Genomic DNA, 16507 nt, shown 5'->3' with positions numbered 1-16507 from the left:
GAGGTGGCGCCGCGGGTGGTGCGTCCGCCGGTGGCGCCTCCGGGGCCGCTGCCGGCGGCGGCGCCGGTGGCGGCGCGTCCGGTGCTGCCGGGGGCGGTGGTCCCACCGGCGGCGGTGGCGGCGGCGGTCCGACCGGGGGTGGCAGCCCCGACGGTGGCGGCGGCCCCTCGGGCGGCGCCCCGTCCGACGGGTCCTCCGGCGGCGAAGGCAGCAGCGGCGGCGGTTCGCCTGTGCCCGCCGGGGCCACGGGCGGCTCGGGCTCGGGCAGCTCGGGTGGGTCCTGGCAGGAGCCCGACGGCTGTGGGTACGGCTCGAGCGGGTCCGGCTCGGGCTCGTCGGGTTCGGGTGCGCCCGTCCCGTCGGGTCCGGCCCCGGCGTCGGGGTCGGGGAACCGCTGGTCCCGGCCGTCGCAGGTTGGGTCGGGTCTGCGGACCGCGGGCCGGCACGTGGGCGACGCCGCCACGTCCTCGATCGACGACTCCACCCCTTCCGGCCCTTCTGGGGCCGACAACACCCAGAACGGGAGCTGAACAGATGAGCACGAGCACGCGCACGACTGAGCGGGTCACCTACGGCAACCTGCGCCCACCCCGCCGACCTGGTGTGCTGGGCATGGGCCTGGCCGCGTCAGTGCTGTCCGGCGGGGCCGCGGTGGTGGTGGTGATCGTCCTGATGAGCCTGGGCATCCTCGCCGCCCTCGTCGTCGCCCTCCTCGCGGCGGTGGTCCTGGCCCCGGTCGCCCTGCGGGGCCCGGACGGGCGCACCGGCTACTCCCGCCTGGCCTCGCGGGTGGTGCACCGCCGGGCGGCGAAGGCCGGCCGCACCACCTACCTGTCCGGCCCGGCCGGGCAGACCCCCGACGGGCGCACCCGCCTACCCGGCCTGCTCGCCGTCACCGAGCTGGTCGAGGGCATTGATGCCTACGGCGACCCGTTCGGGGTCGTCATCACCCCCAGCGTCGGGCACTACTCGGTGGTGATGCAGGCCGAGGCCACCGGCGACGACCTGGTCGACCAGCACGTCACCGACTCCGAGGTCGCCCAGTGGGGCGGCTGGCTCGCCCGCCTCGGCCAAGAGCCCGACATCGTCGCGGCAACGGTCACGGTGGAGACCGCCCCGGACCCGGGCACGAAGCTGCTGCGGATGATCCGCCGCCACACCAGCAACCAGGCACCGGGTTTCGCCGTGGCGACGTTGGACGAGATCAGCGGTACCTACCCCGACGCGTCGTCGGCGATCACGACCCGGGTGGCGATCACCTTCGCCGCCCGCCCGCGGGCCGGGGAGGCGAAGCGGGACACCGGTGAGATGGTGTCCTACCTCGGGCGCAGGCTGCCCGGGTTCCGGGCGGGGCTGCGCACCACCGGGGCCGGGACGACGGTGCGGATGATGACCGCCGCCGACGTTACCGACGCCGTCCGCGTCGCCTACGACCCCTCCGTGGCCCAGCTCGTCGAGGGGCAGCGCGCCGAGGGCGGCACCGGGCTGGCGTGGTCGGAGGCCGGTCCCGGGTTCGCCCACGACCGGGCCGAGGTCTACGACCACGACGGGGCCCACTCGATCTGCTGGCAGATGCGGGAGGCACCACCGGGGGTGTTCTACGACCACACGTTGAAGCCGCTGCTGGCCCCGCACCCTGACATCACCCGCAAGCGGGTGACCCTGGTCTACCGCCCGGAGTCCGCGGAGTCCGCTCGTCGGGTCGTGGAGCGCGACGTCCGCGACGCCCGCACCCAGGCCACGGCCCGCACCCGCCCGCAGGCCCACGACACCGCCATGCTCCGGGCCGCGGCGAAGGCCGCGGAGGAGCAGGCCGAAGGGGCCGGGCTGGTGCGGTTCGGGATCATCGTCACCGCCACCGTGACGGACCCTGACCAGCTCAACCGGGCCGCGTCCACCATCGCGATGCTCACCGCGCCGACGAAGCTGCGGCTGCGTCTGGCCCGGCACAACCAGGCCGCCACCTTTGCCGCCGGCCTCCCCCTGGGCCTGGTGTTGCCGGCGCACCTCGCGCTGCCCGACTGGGCCCGGGACGCGCTGTGAGCGCCCCCGGACCCCTGTCGCGGCTGCGCCGCGGCCGTGGGCAGCAGCCGTCCCCGATGGCCCCCGTCCGGTTGCACACCCCCGTCTCCCCCGGGGCGGGGATGCCGCCGAGGGACACGACCGATCAGCGCATGACACGAGCGGCGCGCAAGGCGGCCTACGCGGCGGCGCGGGCGGAGCGGGACACCCGGCCCACCGCACGCGGCTGGCGGCGCCCGGGTGGCGGTCACGTCGCCTGGGTGGAGCCGCCCCCGGAGTACCGGGGCACCACCGTCCAGGTCTGCGGGCTGTGGCCGTTCTCCGCCGGCTCCGGCACCCCCACCGACGGGGTGCCCCTGGGGCAGCACCAGCTGACCGGGTCGACCGTGTGCGGGGACCCCATCATGTGGTTCCTCGCGGGCCGCATCCTGAACCCGTCCGCGTTCGTGCTGGGCCGTCCCGGGCTGGGGAAGTCGACCCTGGTCCGCCGGATCGTCAACGTGTCCGCGGCGTTCGGGGTGATCCCGTTGGTGCTGGCGGACCTGAAGCCGGACTATCCCGACCTGATCGCCGCGTTGGGTGGGCAGGTCATCGAGGTGGGTCGTGGGCGCGGGCACGTCAACCCCCTCGACCCCGGACCCCTGGCCACCGAGGTGCACCGTCTCCCGGCGGAGACCCGGCGGCGGGTGGAGGCCGAGCAGCTCGGCCGGGCCCTCAACGTGCTCACCGGGCTGTGCGAGCTGGTCCGCGGCGGGACGCTGTCCGACCGGGAACAGTCGATGTTGACCGCCGCCCTGCGCGTCGTCTACGCCGACGCCGCCGCCGGGGACGAGGTCACCGGCGGGGCAGGGGCGACGGCGCACCGCCGCCCGCCGCTGATCGCCGACGTCGTGCGGGTCATCACCGACCGGCACCCCCGGGTGCGGGCCATGTCCCTGGACCGAGGTGAGAACAACCGGTACGACGACGCCACCGAGCTGCTGCGGGCCTCGCTCATGGCCCTGGGTGAGGACGGCCAGTTCGGGGACACGTTCTCCCGCCACACCACCACCCCGATGCTCCTCGACCGCCCCGTCGTCTTCGACGTCTCCGCGATCGACACCGCCGAGATCAAGCTGCAGGCCGCGGTCCAGCTCGTGTGCTGGTCCTACGGCCAGTCCGCCGTCTCCGCCGCCAAGGAGCTCGCCGACTCGGGCCTGCGGGAGCGCGCGGTCTACCTGATGGTCATGGACGAGCTGTGGCGCACGCTCAAGGCCAGCCCGGAGATGGTCGACCGGGTCGACGAGCTGACCCGGCTGAACCGGCAGAAGGTGTTGGGGCAGGTCCTCATCACCCACACCATGAACGACCTCAAGCTCTCCGACCAGGCCGCCACCCTCAAGGCGTGGGGCTTCGTGGAGCGGTCGGAGATGGTGTTCCTCGGCGGCCTTGCCGACGCCGAGATGGGCAACCTTCGCGAGGTGTTCGCCATGTCCGATGCGGAGACGTCGCTGATCTCCGACTGGTCCGCCGAGGGCGGGTTCTCCGCGGAGGACGGCCGCCGCGCGGCCCCACCGGGGCAGGGGAAGTTCCTGCTGAAGGTCGGGAAGAAGCCGGGCACCCCGTTCGAGGTGGTCCTGACCACGGTCGAGGCCGGCGTCAACGACACCAACAAGGGGTGGGCGCAGGCGCGCACCCGCCACCACGGGTCCCGCCCGGCGACCGCCGAGGTGGGTGGGGCCGACCAGGGCGGGTCCGGTCCCGCGGCGGGGGGTGCCTGGTGAGCCGGCGTCCGAACCGTCGCCCCGACCCGGGGTCGGGGCAGTGGTGGATACCGGCCGGGGTCACCGCGGTCGTGCTGTTGGGCCTGGTGGTGTGGGGGGCGATGCGCCTGGCCGGAGGCCCCGCTGTGGGCAACAACCCGCCCGGGGCGCTGGTCCTGCTGGCCACCGGCCGGCAGCCCTGGCCCGCTGGGGCGACCGTGGTCCTGGTCGCATTGCTTGTTGTCCTCGCCCTCGTCGCGGGCGGGATCGGTGCCCTGGTGTGGCGGGCGGCCAGGTCGCGGACGTGGATCGACTCCCGGGCCGCGGCGATGGCCACCGCCCGGGAGTTCGCCCCGCTCACTGAGCGCCGGGCGCAGGCCGACGCGGTCGCGCTGCACGCCGACTACGCCGGGCCGGGGGTGCCCCTGGCCCGCGCCACCCGCAACGGGCAGATGCTCTACGCCTCCTGGCAGTACGTGCAGCTCTGGATCATGGGCCCCCGCGCCGGGAAGACCTCCTGCGTCGTCGTCCCCCAGGTCTGCGCCACCGTAGGCCCGGTGTTCGCGACGTCGAACAAGCGCGACCTGGTCGACCTCACCGAGACCGTCCGCCGACAGGTGGGCCGGGTGTGGGTGTTCGACCCGCAGCGGGTCCGGGGCACCGACCCGACGTGGTGGTGGGACCCGCTGTCCTACGTCACCGACCTGGCCACCGCCACCAAGCTGGCCGCGGTGTTCGCCGCGGCGGTCACCGAGGACGACGCCCGCTCGGACGGCTACTTCGAGCCGGAGGGCCAAGCCCTGCTCGCCGCGTACCTCTACGCCGCGGCCCTGGGCGGTCACCCGGTCACGACGGTGTGGACGTGGCTGAACGCGTCCAACGACGTCGACCCGGCCCGGGCCCTCAGCGCCCGCGGTGAGGACCAGCTGGCCGAGGCGGTGTTCTCGGGTCTGATCCTGAACAAGAAGCAGAAGGACGGCGTTTACGGCACGTCCCGGAAGATGTGCCGCTTCCTCACCGACCGCACCGTCCTGCCCTGGGTGACCGCCACCGGCCCGGACGACACCCGGCCCCGGTTCCACCCGGCGGGGTTCGCGGTGTCCACCGACACCGTCTACGCCCTGTCCAAGGAAGGCGCCGGCACCGCCCGAGCCCTCACCGCCGCCCTGACCATGGCCGTCGCCGACGCCGCCGAGGCCCAGGCCGAGTCGACCCCCGTGGGCCGGATGGTGCCGCCGCTGCTCATGGCCCTCGACGAGGCCGCGAACATCGTCCGCTGGCCGGCCCTGCCCGACCTGCTCAGCCACTACGGGTCCAAGGGCATCGTCGTGTCGGTCTTCCTGCAGTCCTACTCCCAGGGCGCGCAGGTGTGGGGGCAGGGCGGGATGCGCAAGATGTGGTCGGCGTGCAACGTCCGCGGCGTCGGCTCCGGCATCGCCGAGCCCGACTTCCTCCGCGACGTCTCCACCCTCATCGGGGACCGCGACGTCGCCACCCGCAGCGTCACCTCCGGTGGCGGGTCCCGGTCGATGCAGCTGTCCAACCGCCGCGAGGCCACCCTCGACCCCGCTGACCTGGCGTCGATGCCCACCTCCCGGGCGGTGCTGTTCGTCTCCGGTGTCCCCGCCGCCCTGGTCTCGCTGCGGCACTGGTCGGCGCACCCCTTCGCCGCCCAGGTCGCCCCCGCCGCGGCCGCGAGACCGTCCGCGGCCCCGCCGTGGGAGACCAACCCGCTGCTGGCCCCCTCCGCGCTCAGCGCCCCCGTGACCAGCCACGAACAGGAGTACCGGCGGTGAGCGCGAGCTTCGACGTGGACGGCCCTACCCCGGGCAGCGCGGTCCTCACCGACGACGGCACAGCGTATGAGGTCGTCGAGGACACCACCCCCGACGGCGACGTGGGGTACCGCTACCCGACGCTGCCCGAGTTCGTCTCCGGGTTCGTCGCGACCACCTGGATCAGGGAGGTCGGCGGGGTCCACTGGTGCGCGTCGTGGTGGCGGCACCGAGAGGCCCAGGTCCGGCTGGAGGCGCTGTGGCGGACCTACGAAGCGGTCCGCGGCGCGCAGGACCCGTCCACCATGTCGGGGTTCCTGCGCACCGAGCTCGACTACCACCTGGGCGTCCTCACCTCCGAGGAAGGCCCGTTCTGGGGGTGCGACTACCGCCGCAACCTGCATCGCCCGCAGGAGCCGTGGCCGACGGAGGCCCCGCCCGAGGGGCTGTTCCTGCCCGACGTTCCGCCCCCGGCATGACCCACACTCCCGACCCGGAAGGACACCCTGATGGAGCACCGCGAGACCGAAGAGATGCACGAGGCCGTCGACCAGATGCTCCGCGCCGCGCTCATGGCGGTGGGCACCGCGCGGCAGCGCGCCACCCGCCGCCAGCAGATCGCGGCGGACCGGGCCCGGGTCGCCGCGGCCGGCACCCGCGCCGAGCTCGACACCTACGTCGCCGCGCAGGAGACGATGTTGAACCAAGCCTTGCGACGGGCCACCGACCCGACGTTCTTCGACACCACCAGCCCGGCGGAGCGGGTCGCGACCCGCGACATGGCCGACCGCTACGCCGACGCCAGCCCCTACGCGGCCACCGTGCGGGACCACCTCGACGGCGAGGCCGCCCGCCGCGGGGAGACCCTGACCCCGCCCGACGCCGGCCCCGAGGTGGCGGCCGGGCACGACCCCACCCGCCCGGCCGTGTCCGCCAAGTCCACCCAGGGCCGGCGCCAGGACCGGCGCCAGGACCGGCTCGAGCGTCGCCGACCCGTCGCCGTCGACACCGCCGCCACCGAGGCGGACGTCGCGGACCGGCTGGAAGCGACCCGCTCGTTCCCGCGGGCCCTGTGGTCCCAGATCAAGAACAGTCGCGGGTCGAAGCTGCCCGCCGACTCCCCCACGACCCTGCCCCGCACCCGCAACCAGGACCAGGGCTTGGAGATGTAGCGGACCCACCGCAGCCCCTCCCGGCCCCGACCCCCTCCCCGACCCGGGGAGAGGTAGTCGGGGCCGCGCTCTGCCCTCAGACGGGTCGGGTCAGAGCACGGGCCCGGTGTCGCGGTCCCGGCCAGGCGCGAAGGGCTGCACGGGGCCGCGCGGGGGTTCGCCGGGACGCTGCTCGGTGCGGCGGACGTGAGCGATCTGCTCGTGCAGCGGGATGGGGAACGAGGTGTCGAGGTTCCGCGGCCCGGCTGCCGTCCTCGTTCCCGCCCCGGTGAGCGCCATGACCTTGCGGGCCGCGACCTCTGCGGCGTCCTGCTCGGCTCGGGCGGCCTCGGTGGACCGGTTGGCGATCGTGACCAGCGTCGTGGTCGTGGCGAGGGCCTGGTAGACCGCGATCCACCCCGCCCGGCTCGAGCTGCCGGTCGCGGCGCCGAGCAACGCGGCCCCGATCGCACCGGCCCCCATCACCCGCGGACCCGAGCCGTGATCGGTGCCCTGACCGCCGGGGACGGTGCGCAGCCCCGCCCGGTCCGGCTGGCCCAACCGGGCTAGCGCCCGGGCCGCGGCGTGGAACGGGACCTGCTCGTGCGGGGGCAGCCTCGTCGCCGCCGCAGCGAGCAGTCCGGCCGTCGCGCGGGCAGCCTCCCGGGCCACCGCGGGATCGGTGGTGCCGACGGTGCTTGCCCACGCACCCACGTTGCTGATCCGCCGGCGGGTCGCCTCCAGGTCGGCCGCAACGTCGCGGCGCACCGGGGTGGCGGTGCCGGTGTCCCGCTGCTCCCCCACCGGGCCACGGGAGGACCACGCCGCGACCGCGGCCTGCCGGGCCGCGGCGATCCCCGCCGCATCGTCCTGGCCGTGCTCCCACACCGCGCGCAGCGCGGGGAGGGTGAGGTCCTTCGCGAGCCGGCCACCGCCGAACCACAGCAGGTGCTCACCACCCCCGCCGGTAGGCAGGGCCACGGAGTAACCGACGACCTGGCTGCGGGACCCGGCGGCCATCCGGGGCCGGACGATGACGCGCTGCTCACGCAGCCCGGTAACGAAGTCGGCCTCGGTGCTCGCTGCTGACGCGGCGGCCCGCACCGCCCGCTCCAGGCGCACCGACTCCGGCTCGAGCACCGGAGCGCGGTGACCACCGGGTGCCGGCGTCCCGCCGTCGAGGACCAGGGCCGCCTCGCTCCCGGGCCCGCCGGGTCCCGCGCTGAGGGACCGCTGCTCGCGGGCAGCCCGCTCGACCTCGGCGCGGGTGTGCCCGCCGAGCCCCGTGCCGTGGTCGACCCCGTTGGTGTGCCCGACCTGGCGGAGCCCGTGGCGGATCTCCAGGGTCTTGCGGACCTCGCCGAGCATCACCCCCGGGGGGCGGGGGAAGCGGTGCTTGCGGCCGTCAGAGTTGATGAGGTTGGCGACCAGGTGGATGTGGTCGTTGCCGTTCGAGGACAACCCGTGGTGCACCGCGACCCACCGCACCTCCGGGTCCTCGTCGGTGTCGGGGGTGAAACCCAGGTGCGCGGCGATGGTCTCCGCGACATCGCGCCACGTCTCCTCGGCCAGGGGCCCGTCCTCGGCGGCGATGCTCACCGCGGCGTGGAACACGAACCGCTCGGTCACCTCCGGAGCCAGGGCCACCCGGTAGGCGTCGAGCTCGCCGGCGAGGACCTTGCGGGCGAACGGGGTGGCCCCCTGCTCCCCGACCAGCAGACCTGCGTGGGCGGCAATGACGTGGGGGTTGGTGTGCTCCTCGGCCCGGCCCGGGCCGAACAGGTACTCCACGACCCCGCGCACCCGGGACCCGTGCTGGCGGACCGCCTTCGTGATCATGAGGCGGTGATCACGGCCGGCCCATACCGGAGGTGTCGAGCAGCCAGTCCGTGATCGGCCCTATCCGCTCCACCGTCGTCTCCGTCGCGGCCAGGGTGCGCTCCGCACCACGGGCCACCTCACCGGTGCCGTTAAGGAGCCGGGCGATCTGGTTGAGGTTGATCCCCACCCGGTTCAGCTCGCGGCGCACCGAGAACATCTCCGTCGCCCAGGTCCGCATCGTCGCCAGGTCCATCGACCGGGCCCCTCCCCGCGACGGGGCATCGAGGGCACGCAACGCCACGTAGTGCGGCACCGAGACTCGGGCCGCCGCCGCGTGCAGCGACACCGCCTCGAACTCCTCGTCGGAGAACCGGACGGTGACCTTGTGGGGGCGACCGCCCTCGACGCGGCGCCGGCGCCGCGAGCTGACCGCGCGGCGGACCGCCGACACGCGACCCTCCCCCGGCTCAGCCAACGGCTCCGGGGTCACCGGCGAGGACCCTCGTCCTCCACCGTCGGCCGGGCCCATCGGGACCGGCTGCTCGTCGTTCGTCACAGTTCGTCCCTCCCATCGGCCCAGCGCAGCGCTCACACTCCAGTGTGACCGACGGGGCCAGCGCAGCGCCAGCCACGTTCACGATCAGACGCCTGATTGTGCTTCTTGCTCCGCTTCGCCGGGCTGTTGACAGACCACCAAAGGAGGGCAGCTCGTGCCGTCACCTTTACCCCGCTTGGGATCAGCGGTTTACCGGTGGGTGCCCTCCCCGCACCCGTATCGTCTGCACCGACGCCACCACGTCAAGGGCGTCTCCAGCGTCACTACGTGATGGGCCTGCGGCCCACGTGACCCGCCGACGGCAACAGGACCGGCCACTACCGGGGAGGACGCGACCAGAGTGGTCCACCTCCCGACACCCACCAAGGGGGCATCACATGACCACCAGCACGCCGGCGAGCGGCAAGGCCGCCGCCGCAGCGGCCGCGAAGGCACTGCTCGCCGACCGCATTACCCTGGTCGAGAACCTGGGCGAGAGCATCGACCGGCACCGCCGCAAGGCCCACGCGGTCACCGCGGCGCAGACCGCGGAACGCGACGCCGCCCAAGAGGTCCGCGCCGCGTTCACCGCCGCCCAGGACGGCGGCTGGACCGCCGCCGAGCTCAAGGCCGCCGGCCTTGCCCCGCCCCGCGCATCGCGGGTCCGCAGCCGCCCCGCAGCAGGACAAGGCGCCAGGACGACCAAAACTCCGGGTGCCGAGACACACGCGCACTCGAACCCGGATGAGCCGGGTCAGGGATGACCAGCCCGCGGGACGTTGTGGCTGACGTGCGCGATGCACTGCGCGCACTGGACACCGCGCAGGAGCGGCACGTTCCTCTAAAGAGCTGACCTACCTCTTCTGGGACCAGGCCAAGCTGCACACCGTCGCCGCGATCGGACCCGACGGTCTGACCGCGGAACGGCGCAGCCTCGGCGTGGTCGTCACCCAGGTTGAGAGACACTGGACCGCCGCGACCCGCCGCTGATCCGGCGCCGCACAGATGGCCCTCACCGTGGCACCTCCGCGGCCGCCCCGACCACCCCGTCACCACCCTCGCGGGCGTCACCGCGCGTCTCCGCGGACAACCTTCGGGTTGCAGGGCGGGTGACCGCGCCGCGCCACGGTGGGGTGCTCCGCTGCGCGGCGCAGCTCGTCACGCCGCGCCCGCGGGACCGACTCCTGCACCACCACCCGCTCCGCGCACCAGCTGCGCCAGCTCGTGAAGCCCCTCAGAGTGGTGTACACCCCAGCACCTTGAGGGGGGCCTACCCGCATGCCGCGCCACCGGGCGCGTGGCACCCTGCGGAGGTGCTCATCGAGGTGCTCGTCGTCGAGAACTGCCCAGGTGAGGCGCCGACCCGCGACCTGGTGCGGCGGGTCTGCGCCGCCGCGGGTGCGCCCAACACCCCGGTGGTGACCACGGTCATCCGCACCCTGGAGCAAGCCCGCCGGCGCGGGTTCGTCGGGTCCCCCACCGTCCTCGTCGACGGTGTCGACCCCCACCACGACGACACCCTCGACCCGGCCCTCGCCTGCCGGGTCTACCGGGGTCCGGCCGGATCGTCAGGGCTGCCCGACGAGGCCGTGCTGCGCGCCGCGGTCCGCCACGCCCGCCCCGACCGGTCGGCGCCACCGGCGGGGGGCCCGACACCGTGACCCTCTGGTCTGACCACCTGCTGCCCCGCCTCACCGACGTAGTGCTGGGGTCCATCAACGTGCGGCGTCAGCGGGTGCGCGCGCTGCAGAGGCTGCGCGGTGACGTCGTCGAGGTCGGGTTCGGGTCGGGCCCGAACATGGCGCTCTACCCGCCGACGTAGCGAGCGGCAGCAGTGAAGTTGGCGTCCAAGCACCGCGACGACATGCACGTTCTTGTGCGTGTTGACGACCAGTACAAACCTGGGCTAGCCCACCACGGTCCGCCGGGACGGTGCGGGGTCGGGTCGTCAGGTCCGGCGGGGCGGTGTTGGCTCCGCCTGGTCAGCGGCCGTGTCGACGGGGGTTCGCCCCTCGCCGGGGCCCACTGCGGACCCCTCGGACGAGGCGTCGTCGACCCCTGGGGTGGTGCCGTCGGCCACGAGTCTGACCGAGGGCTTGGCTGAGCGCGTGTCGATGCCAGGGCCGTGGCGGGACGGGTGGAGCAGGACAGCGACAGCGGCCAGGAACACGACCAGGGAGGTCCAGTCGTTGAGGCGCAGCCCGAGCAGGGTGTTGGCGTGGTCGACGCGTAGCGCCTCGATCCACCCCCGGCCCACGGTGTAGGCGGCGACGTAGAGGGCAAAGAGCCGCCCGCGGCGCAGCACCCACCGGTGACCCACCCACAGCAGCAGCAGGGCCACCCCGACGTCCCACAGCGACTCGTAGAGGAACGTCGGGTGGTAGAGCCCGATGTCGGGGGTGTCGGTGGGGCGGTGGGAGGGGTCGATCTGCAGTGCCCACGGCAGGGTGGTGGGTGCCCCGTAGAGCTCCTGGTTGAAGTAGTTTCCGAACCGGCCGATGGCCTGGGCCAGGACGATGCCCGGGGCCATCGCATCCCCCATCTCGAGCAGGCTGACCCCGCGGCGGCGGCACCCGATCCAGGCGCCGACCGCGCCCAGCGCGACCGCCCCCCAGATGCCGAGCCCGCCGTCCCAGATGTAGAGCGCCGCGACCGGGTTGCGCCCGGGCAGGAAGTACAGCTCCGGGTCGGTCACCACGTGGTAGAGCCGGCCCCCGACGATCCCGAAGGGCACCGCCCACAGCGCGACGTCGAACACGTCCTCCGGGTCGTGCCCGCGGGCCTCCCACCGCCGCCGGGTGAGCACCACGGCCACCACGATCCCGGCGAGGATGCACAGCGCGTACGCCCGCACCGGGAGCGGCCCGAGGTGCCACACCCCCTGCGACGGACTCGGGATCGACGCCAGCACCACGGTCACGTCAACACTCCCCTCTGCGCGGGGCCACCGCCCGCGGCCCCCCGACCACCATGGCTCCCACGAGGCGTGGTCACCGTGATGTCCGACTCTCGCCTCGCCTGCGCGGGTGCACCGTGGGACCGGACGCCGCGCGTCACGCTCAGGTCCGGTCGACCGGGGGTCGGCCCGCGGGCGATCGGTCCCCGGGGGAGTCGGTGGCGGGCGGTCCGCCCGCGGCCAGCAGTGGCCGCAGCGGCCCGGTCCGCAGCGCGGCGACCAGTGGGGTCGCGTAGCGGCGGGCCAGCACCGCGGTCCCGAGGCCAATGAGAACACCGATGAGGAGCCCGGCCGCGACGTCGTGGGGGTAGTGCGCGCCGACGTAAACCCGGGAGAACCCCATGACCACCGACGCCACCACCCCCAGCGCCCCAAGACGCCAGCTGATCAGGAACAGGGCCGCAGTCATCGCGGCGACGACCACCGAGTGGTTGCTGGGGAACGCGTAGTCGCTCAGCGGGGGGCACTTCTCCAGGACGAAGTCGCGCGGCAACGCGTAACACGGTCGGGGTTCGGCCACCACAATCTTGATGACCGCGTTGACCACGTAGGCGAGGACCGCGGCGGCGGGCACCGCCAGCGCCCCGGTCATCACCGCGGCACTGCCGCGGCGCGCGGTCCACCAGGCGACCACGATGAGCACCACGAACACCCCGACCCCGAACGCGGAGTAGGCCGACACCACCGGGTTGAGCCACCCGGTGCTGCGGGCAAAGTCGGTGACCGCGGTGAACCACGACCCATCGACCTGGGAACCGTCGAAGGCCAGCACCGTCACCGGATCGGACACGCTCATGCACTCACTTCTGTTCGAGGATCACCGACCCCGAAACACCGGGACCAGACCGACAAGGCGTTACCAGAGGCCGGTCGAAACCCCGCACCGCAGAGAACCGGGCCCACCCCTGGCCACCCCCACACCGTGACCGGTAGGTGCTGTGAACCCGCTGAGAGTCGGCGAGGTCGTCCATGACGGGCCGACAACGGCGGTGATGATCTCGTCGTCCGTGAAGTGCACGTCATCCTCGTCGTCGAAGAGCCAAGAAAGCCGCCGCCCCTGTCGGCGGGTGGACCACCACCGAGCTCACCCAGGCCGAGTACCCCACCCGGACGGCAATGACGGCGCGCCAGGAACTGCCCGAGGATCAGCTGACCGTGCGGTTAGGGTCGGGCGACCCCACGGGAGCCTCACGTACCGAGGCCGAGAGGGCGGCAGGACCGGCCGCTGACCGTTCGCACCTGACCCGGTTAGTACCGGCGTAGGGAGGAACCCCTCTGATGACTGCTGTCCACACCCCACCCCCTGGTTCTGCTGAGTCCCCGGACTCCGCTGGTTCTGTCGAGTCCCCGGACTCCGCTGACTCGACGGTCTCCCCTGACTCCCGGGATGCCTCGGCGTCTGGTTCTGCTGGACGCGGTACAGCGTTCCCGGGGTCCCGGAAGGTCTATCTGCCCGGGTCCCGCCCGGACCTGCAGGTGCCGATGCGGGAGGTCGACCTCACGAACGGGGACTCCGTCGTCCTCTACGACACCTCCGGGCCCTACACCGACACGACGCTGCGCACCGACATCCGCCTGGGGCTGCCCCGCACCCGGGAGGCGTGGCTGACCGACCGGGCCGACACCGAGGTCTACGACGGGCGCCCCGTCCTCCCGGTCGACAACGGGCACAAGAGCGCGGATCACCGCGACCTCGACCGGGTCTTCGCCGGTGCCCTCAAGCCGCGCCGCGCCGTCCCCGGGGCCACCGTCACCCAGCTCGGCTACGCCCGCCGCGGTCAGGTCACCCCGGAGATGGAGTTCGTCGCGCTGCGCGAGGGGGTCACCGTCGAGCACGTCCGCGACGAGATCGCCCGCGGCCGGGCGGTGCTGCCCGCCAACGTCAACCACCCCGAGCTCGAGCCGATGGCCATCGGCCGCAACTTCCTCGTCAAGATCAACGCCAACATCGGCAACAGCGCCGTGGCGTCCTCCATCGAGGAGGAGGTGGAGAAGATGACGTGGGCCACCCGGTGGGGCGCGGACACCGTCATGGACCTCTCCACCGGGCGCAACATCCACACCACCCGGGAGTGGATCGTCCGCAACAGCGCCGTCCCCATCGGCACCGTCCCCCTCTACCAGGCCCTGGAGAAGGTGAACGGCAAGGCCGAGGACCTGTCCTGGGAGATCTACCGCGACACCCTCGTCGAGCAGTTCGAGCAGGGCGTCGACTACGTCACCGTCCACGCCGGGGTCCTGCTGCGCTACGTGCCGCTCACCGCGCGGCGCAAGACCGGGATCGTGTCCCGCGGCGGGTCGATCATGGCCGCGTGGTGCCTGGCGCACCACCAGGAGAACTTCCTCTACACCCACTTCGAGGAGATGTGCGAGCTGATGGCGTCCTACGACGTCACCTTCTCCCTCGGGGACGGCCTGCGCCCCGGCTGCATCGCCGACGCCAACGACGACGCCCAGTTCGCCGAGCTCCGCACCCTCGGTGAGCTCACCAAGACCGCGTGGGCCCACGACGTGCAGGTCATGGTCGAAGGCCCCGGGCACGTCCCCATGCACAAGATCAAGGAGAACATGGACCTGCAGCTCGAGGTCTGCGACGAGGCCCCGTTCTACACCCTCGGCCCCCTCACCACCGACATCGCACCCGGCTACGACCACATCACCTCCGCGATCGGGGCGGCGATGATCGGCTGGTACGGCACCGCGATGCTCTGCTACGTCACCCCCAAGGAACACCTCGGCCTACCCGACCGCGACGACGTCAAGGACGGGGTCATCACCTACAAGATCGCCGCCCACGCCGCCGACCTCGCCAAAGGCCACCCCGGGGCCCAAGCCTGGGACGACGCCCTCTCCGAGGCCCGCTTCGACTTCCGGTGGCAAGACCAGTTCAACCTCTCCCTCGACCCCACCACCGCGCAGTCCTTCCACGACGAGACACTGCCCGCCGACGCCGCGAAGACCGCCCACTTCTGCTCCATGTGCGGGCCCCACTTCTGCTCCATGAAGATCAGCCAGGACGTCCGCGACTACGCCGCAGAACACAACCTCGACACCACCACCGCCCTGCAGGTCGGGATGGCCGAGAAGTCCACCGAGTTCCGCCAGGAAGGTGCCCGCGTCTACCTCCCCATCGACGAGCTCACCGCCACCGTCACCCCCACCCCACCCACCACCGACTGAGTCCCCGGTGGCGCCGCGACGGGCGCCAGGGACCCTCGCCGGGGGGCCTCGACGTCCCCGCGGTGGGGTGTCGGCAGTCACCCGGTCGTGTCCGCCGGGGACGGGTCGCTCGATGACCCCTCGAAGCTGACGTCGACGTCCTCGAAGCCCTTGCTGCGCTGCGCCTCGGCCTGGGCGGTGTAGGCGCGGCGGTCACCGGGGGTGAGCTCGACGTCATCGGTGAACGGGGTGAGCAACGCCCGCGGGTGCAGCCGGTCGGCCAGGACCACGTTGAGCTCCGCGCACAGCACCACCGCGACCGCGGTGACGTAGAGGAACGCCACGAGGCCCAGGACGACCGCGAACACCCCGTTGGTGGCGCTGGCCCCCTTCACCACATGACCCACGTAGATCACCCCGAAGGACTGCAGCAGCTGCCACACCACCGCCGCCGCGACCGCCCCCGGGGCCACCTCCCGCGTCGACAGCGCCCGGGCGGTGGCCACCCGGAACGCCACCACGAACGCGGCGGCGTTCACCGCCACCGACACCACTAACACCAGGAACTTGACCCCGACACCCAGGGCGCCGACCCCGGACCCGCCCAGCGCCGACAGCACCGTCGTCGCCAGCAGCGCCACCCCCACCGTGACCAGCAGCAGCAGGCTCCGCCCCCGGGCCTTGACCGGGTTGGGGCGGTCATTGCGGGGCACCGACCACACCGTGTTCATCGCGTTCTGCAACGCCTGGGCCACCCCCAGCCCGCCGTACACCGCCCCCAGGATGCCGACCACGAGCCCGAACACCCCACCCCCGATGCGGGCCGGCTGACCCAGCTGGTCCCCGATGACCGGGAACTGGCTCAACGCCGAGTGCAGCACCTGCTCCGCCACCGCGGGGTGCCCCACGAGCACGATCCCCAAGATCGTCGAAAGCAGTAGTAGCAGCGGGAACAGTGACAGGAACGCGTAGTAGGCCATCAACGCGGCCAGGTACCCGCCCTGGTCGTCGAAGTACTTGTAGACCACCGCCAGCGGCACCCCCACCCCCGCATGGTCGCGTTGGAACTCATCTACCCGCCCCGTCACACCAACCAGCTCCTCACCGAAGTACCCGTCCGCCGAACCGCAGCAGTTGGGCTCGCCGGACCGAGACCGTTCCACAACGCCACCCCGCGCACGACTCCACCGTGAAACCCGGGGGCACCACCCCCGACGTTGTGGACGGTCGACCTGTGCCCGGGGTCGTGGTCAGGGCGGGGTCGGTGACCACCCTGTGGAGTTGCGTCCAGGGACGTGGTGTACGGCTTCGCTGATGGGCGTGGCGTCGTGAGGTGAGACGGCCAC

General features: G+C 73.1%; 13 protein-coding genes, 1 pseudogene and 1 riboswitch. Of the genes and pseudogenes, 9 read left to right on the top strand and 5 right to left on the bottom strand.

All coding sequences use genetic code 11. The features are described from left to right. Nucleotides 1–534 precede the first annotated feature (534 nt). From ACYVOF_RS20110 to ACYVOF_RS20090, 5 genes are all read left to right on the top strand, one after another. Entirely contained in the window at nt 535–2043 is a 1509-nt protein-coding gene (locus tag ACYVOF_RS20110; RefSeq protein WP_460869711.1) for an SCO6880 family protein, read from the top strand. Nucleotides 2044–2174: 131 nt separating this feature from the next. Beyond that, a complete protein-coding gene (locus ACYVOF_RS20105; RefSeq protein ID WP_460869709.1) occupies nt 2175–3785 on the top strand; it encodes a hypothetical protein in 1611 nt (536 codons plus the stop codon). Next, entirely contained in the window at nt 3782–5560 is a 1779-nt protein-coding gene (locus tag ACYVOF_RS20100; protein WP_460869707.1) for a type IV secretory system conjugative DNA transfer family protein, read from the top strand. The genes ACYVOF_RS20105 and ACYVOF_RS20100 overlap by 4 nt, the downstream gene beginning before the upstream one ends. Next, nucleotides 5557–6018: a DUF4913 domain-containing protein gene (locus ACYVOF_RS20095; protein ID WP_460869705.1), complete on the top strand. Its 462-nt coding sequence runs from the start codon at nt 5557–5559 to the stop codon at nt 6016–6018. Before ACYVOF_RS20100 ends, ACYVOF_RS20095 begins: the two co-directional genes overlap by 4 nt. Nucleotides 6019–6048: 30 nt before the next feature. Further along, complete coding sequence (locus ACYVOF_RS20090; RefSeq protein WP_460869703.1) at nt 6049–6711, top strand: hypothetical protein; 663 nt, start codon at nt 6049–6051, stop codon at nt 6709–6711. A gap of 90 nt (nt 6712–6801) precedes the next feature. Here ACYVOF_RS20090 and ACYVOF_RS20085 read toward each other — a convergent pair whose 3' ends face one another. Together ACYVOF_RS20085 and ACYVOF_RS20080 are read right to left on the bottom strand one after the other, a co-directional pair. Beyond that, nucleotides 6802–8529, bottom strand: a complete 1728-nt coding sequence (locus tag ACYVOF_RS20085; protein ID WP_460869701.1) for a relaxase/mobilization nuclease domain-containing protein — start codon at nt 8527–8529, stop codon at nt 6802–6804. Between the two features lie 10 nt (nt 8530–8539). Beyond that, complete coding sequence (locus ACYVOF_RS20080; protein ID WP_460869699.1) at nt 8540–8962, bottom strand: MobC family plasmid mobilization relaxosome protein; 423 nt, start codon at nt 8960–8962, stop codon at nt 8540–8542. 482 nt (nt 8963–9444) lie between these two features. Between ACYVOF_RS20080 and ACYVOF_RS20075 the strand changes: the two genes are divergently transcribed. From ACYVOF_RS20075 to ACYVOF_RS20065, 3 genes are all read left to right on the top strand, one after another. Next, nucleotides 9445–9810 (top strand): hypothetical protein, encoded by a 366-nt coding sequence (locus ACYVOF_RS20075; protein WP_460869697.1) that lies wholly within the window; start codon nt 9445–9447, stop codon nt 9808–9810. Nucleotides 9811–10359: 549 nt separating this feature from the next. After that, complete coding sequence (locus ACYVOF_RS20070) at nt 10360–10707, top strand: DF family (seleno)protein (protein WP_460869695.1); 348 nt, start codon at nt 10360–10362, stop codon at nt 10705–10707. After that, on the top strand, nt 10704–10868 hold the full coding sequence (locus tag ACYVOF_RS20065) for a hypothetical protein (RefSeq protein WP_460869693.1): 165 nt from the start codon (nt 10704–10706) through the stop codon (nt 10866–10868). The genes ACYVOF_RS20070 and ACYVOF_RS20065 overlap by 4 nt, the downstream gene beginning before the upstream one ends. 126 nt (nt 10869–10994) lie before the next feature. Here the strand turns inward: ACYVOF_RS20065 and lgt are convergent, their stop codons facing one another. Next, a complete protein-coding gene (gene lgt, locus ACYVOF_RS20060) occupies nt 10995–11966 on the bottom strand; it encodes a prolipoprotein diacylglyceryl transferase (protein WP_460869691.1) in 972 nt (323 codons plus the stop codon). 139 nt (nt 11967–12105) lie between these two features. After that, complete coding sequence (locus tag ACYVOF_RS20055; protein WP_460869690.1) at nt 12106–12798, bottom strand: phosphatase PAP2 family protein; 693 nt, start codon at nt 12796–12798, stop codon at nt 12106–12108. A gap of 373 nt (nt 12799–13171) precedes the next feature. Then, a riboswitch (TPP riboswitch) is annotated at nt 13172–13285 on the top strand. A gap of 73 nt (nt 13286–13358) precedes the next feature. Here ACYVOF_RS20055 and thiC point away from each other — a divergent pair. Further along, nucleotides 13359–15182, top strand: a pseudogene (gene thiC, locus ACYVOF_RS20050) (phosphomethylpyrimidine synthase ThiC); the annotation flags it as partial. A gap of 77 nt (nt 15183–15259) precedes the next feature. Here thiC and ACYVOF_RS20045 read toward each other — a convergent pair. Continuing rightward, complete coding sequence (locus ACYVOF_RS20045; RefSeq protein WP_460869688.1) at nt 15260–16207, bottom strand: YihY/virulence factor BrkB family protein; 948 nt, start codon at nt 16205–16207, stop codon at nt 15260–15262. Nucleotides 16208–16507: the final 300 nt, after the last annotated feature.

The sequence above is a fragment of the Rhodococcus aerolatus genome (assembly GCF_054783215.1).
Note: the sequence above shows the minus strand (reverse complement) of the source record. Positions and strands in the feature narration are given on the sequence as shown.

Bases quoted from the DNA above. Each gene is read 5' to 3' on its own strand.
- ACYVOF_RS20090 (WP_460869703.1), top strand. From the start codon at position 6,049: ATGGAGCACCGCGAGACCGAAGAGATGCACGAGGCCGTCGACCAGATG.
- ACYVOF_RS20055 (WP_460869690.1), bottom strand. From the start codon at position 12,798: ATGAGCGTGTCCGATCCGGTGACGGTGCTGGCCTTCGACGGTTCCCAG.
- ACYVOF_RS20110 (WP_460869711.1), top strand. From the start codon at position 535: ATGAGCACGAGCACGCGCACGACTGAGCGGGTCACCTACGGCAACCTG.
- ACYVOF_RS20105 (WP_460869709.1), top strand. From the start codon at position 2,175: ATGACACGAGCGGCGCGCAAGGCGGCCTACGCGGCGGCGCGGGCGGAG.
- ACYVOF_RS20075 (WP_460869697.1), top strand. From the start codon at position 9,445: ATGACCACCAGCACGCCGGCGAGCGGCAAGGCCGCCGCCGCAGCGGCC.
- ACYVOF_RS20085 (WP_460869701.1), bottom strand. From the start codon at position 8,529: ATGATCACGAAGGCGGTCCGCCAGCACGGGTCCCGGGTGCGCGGGGTC.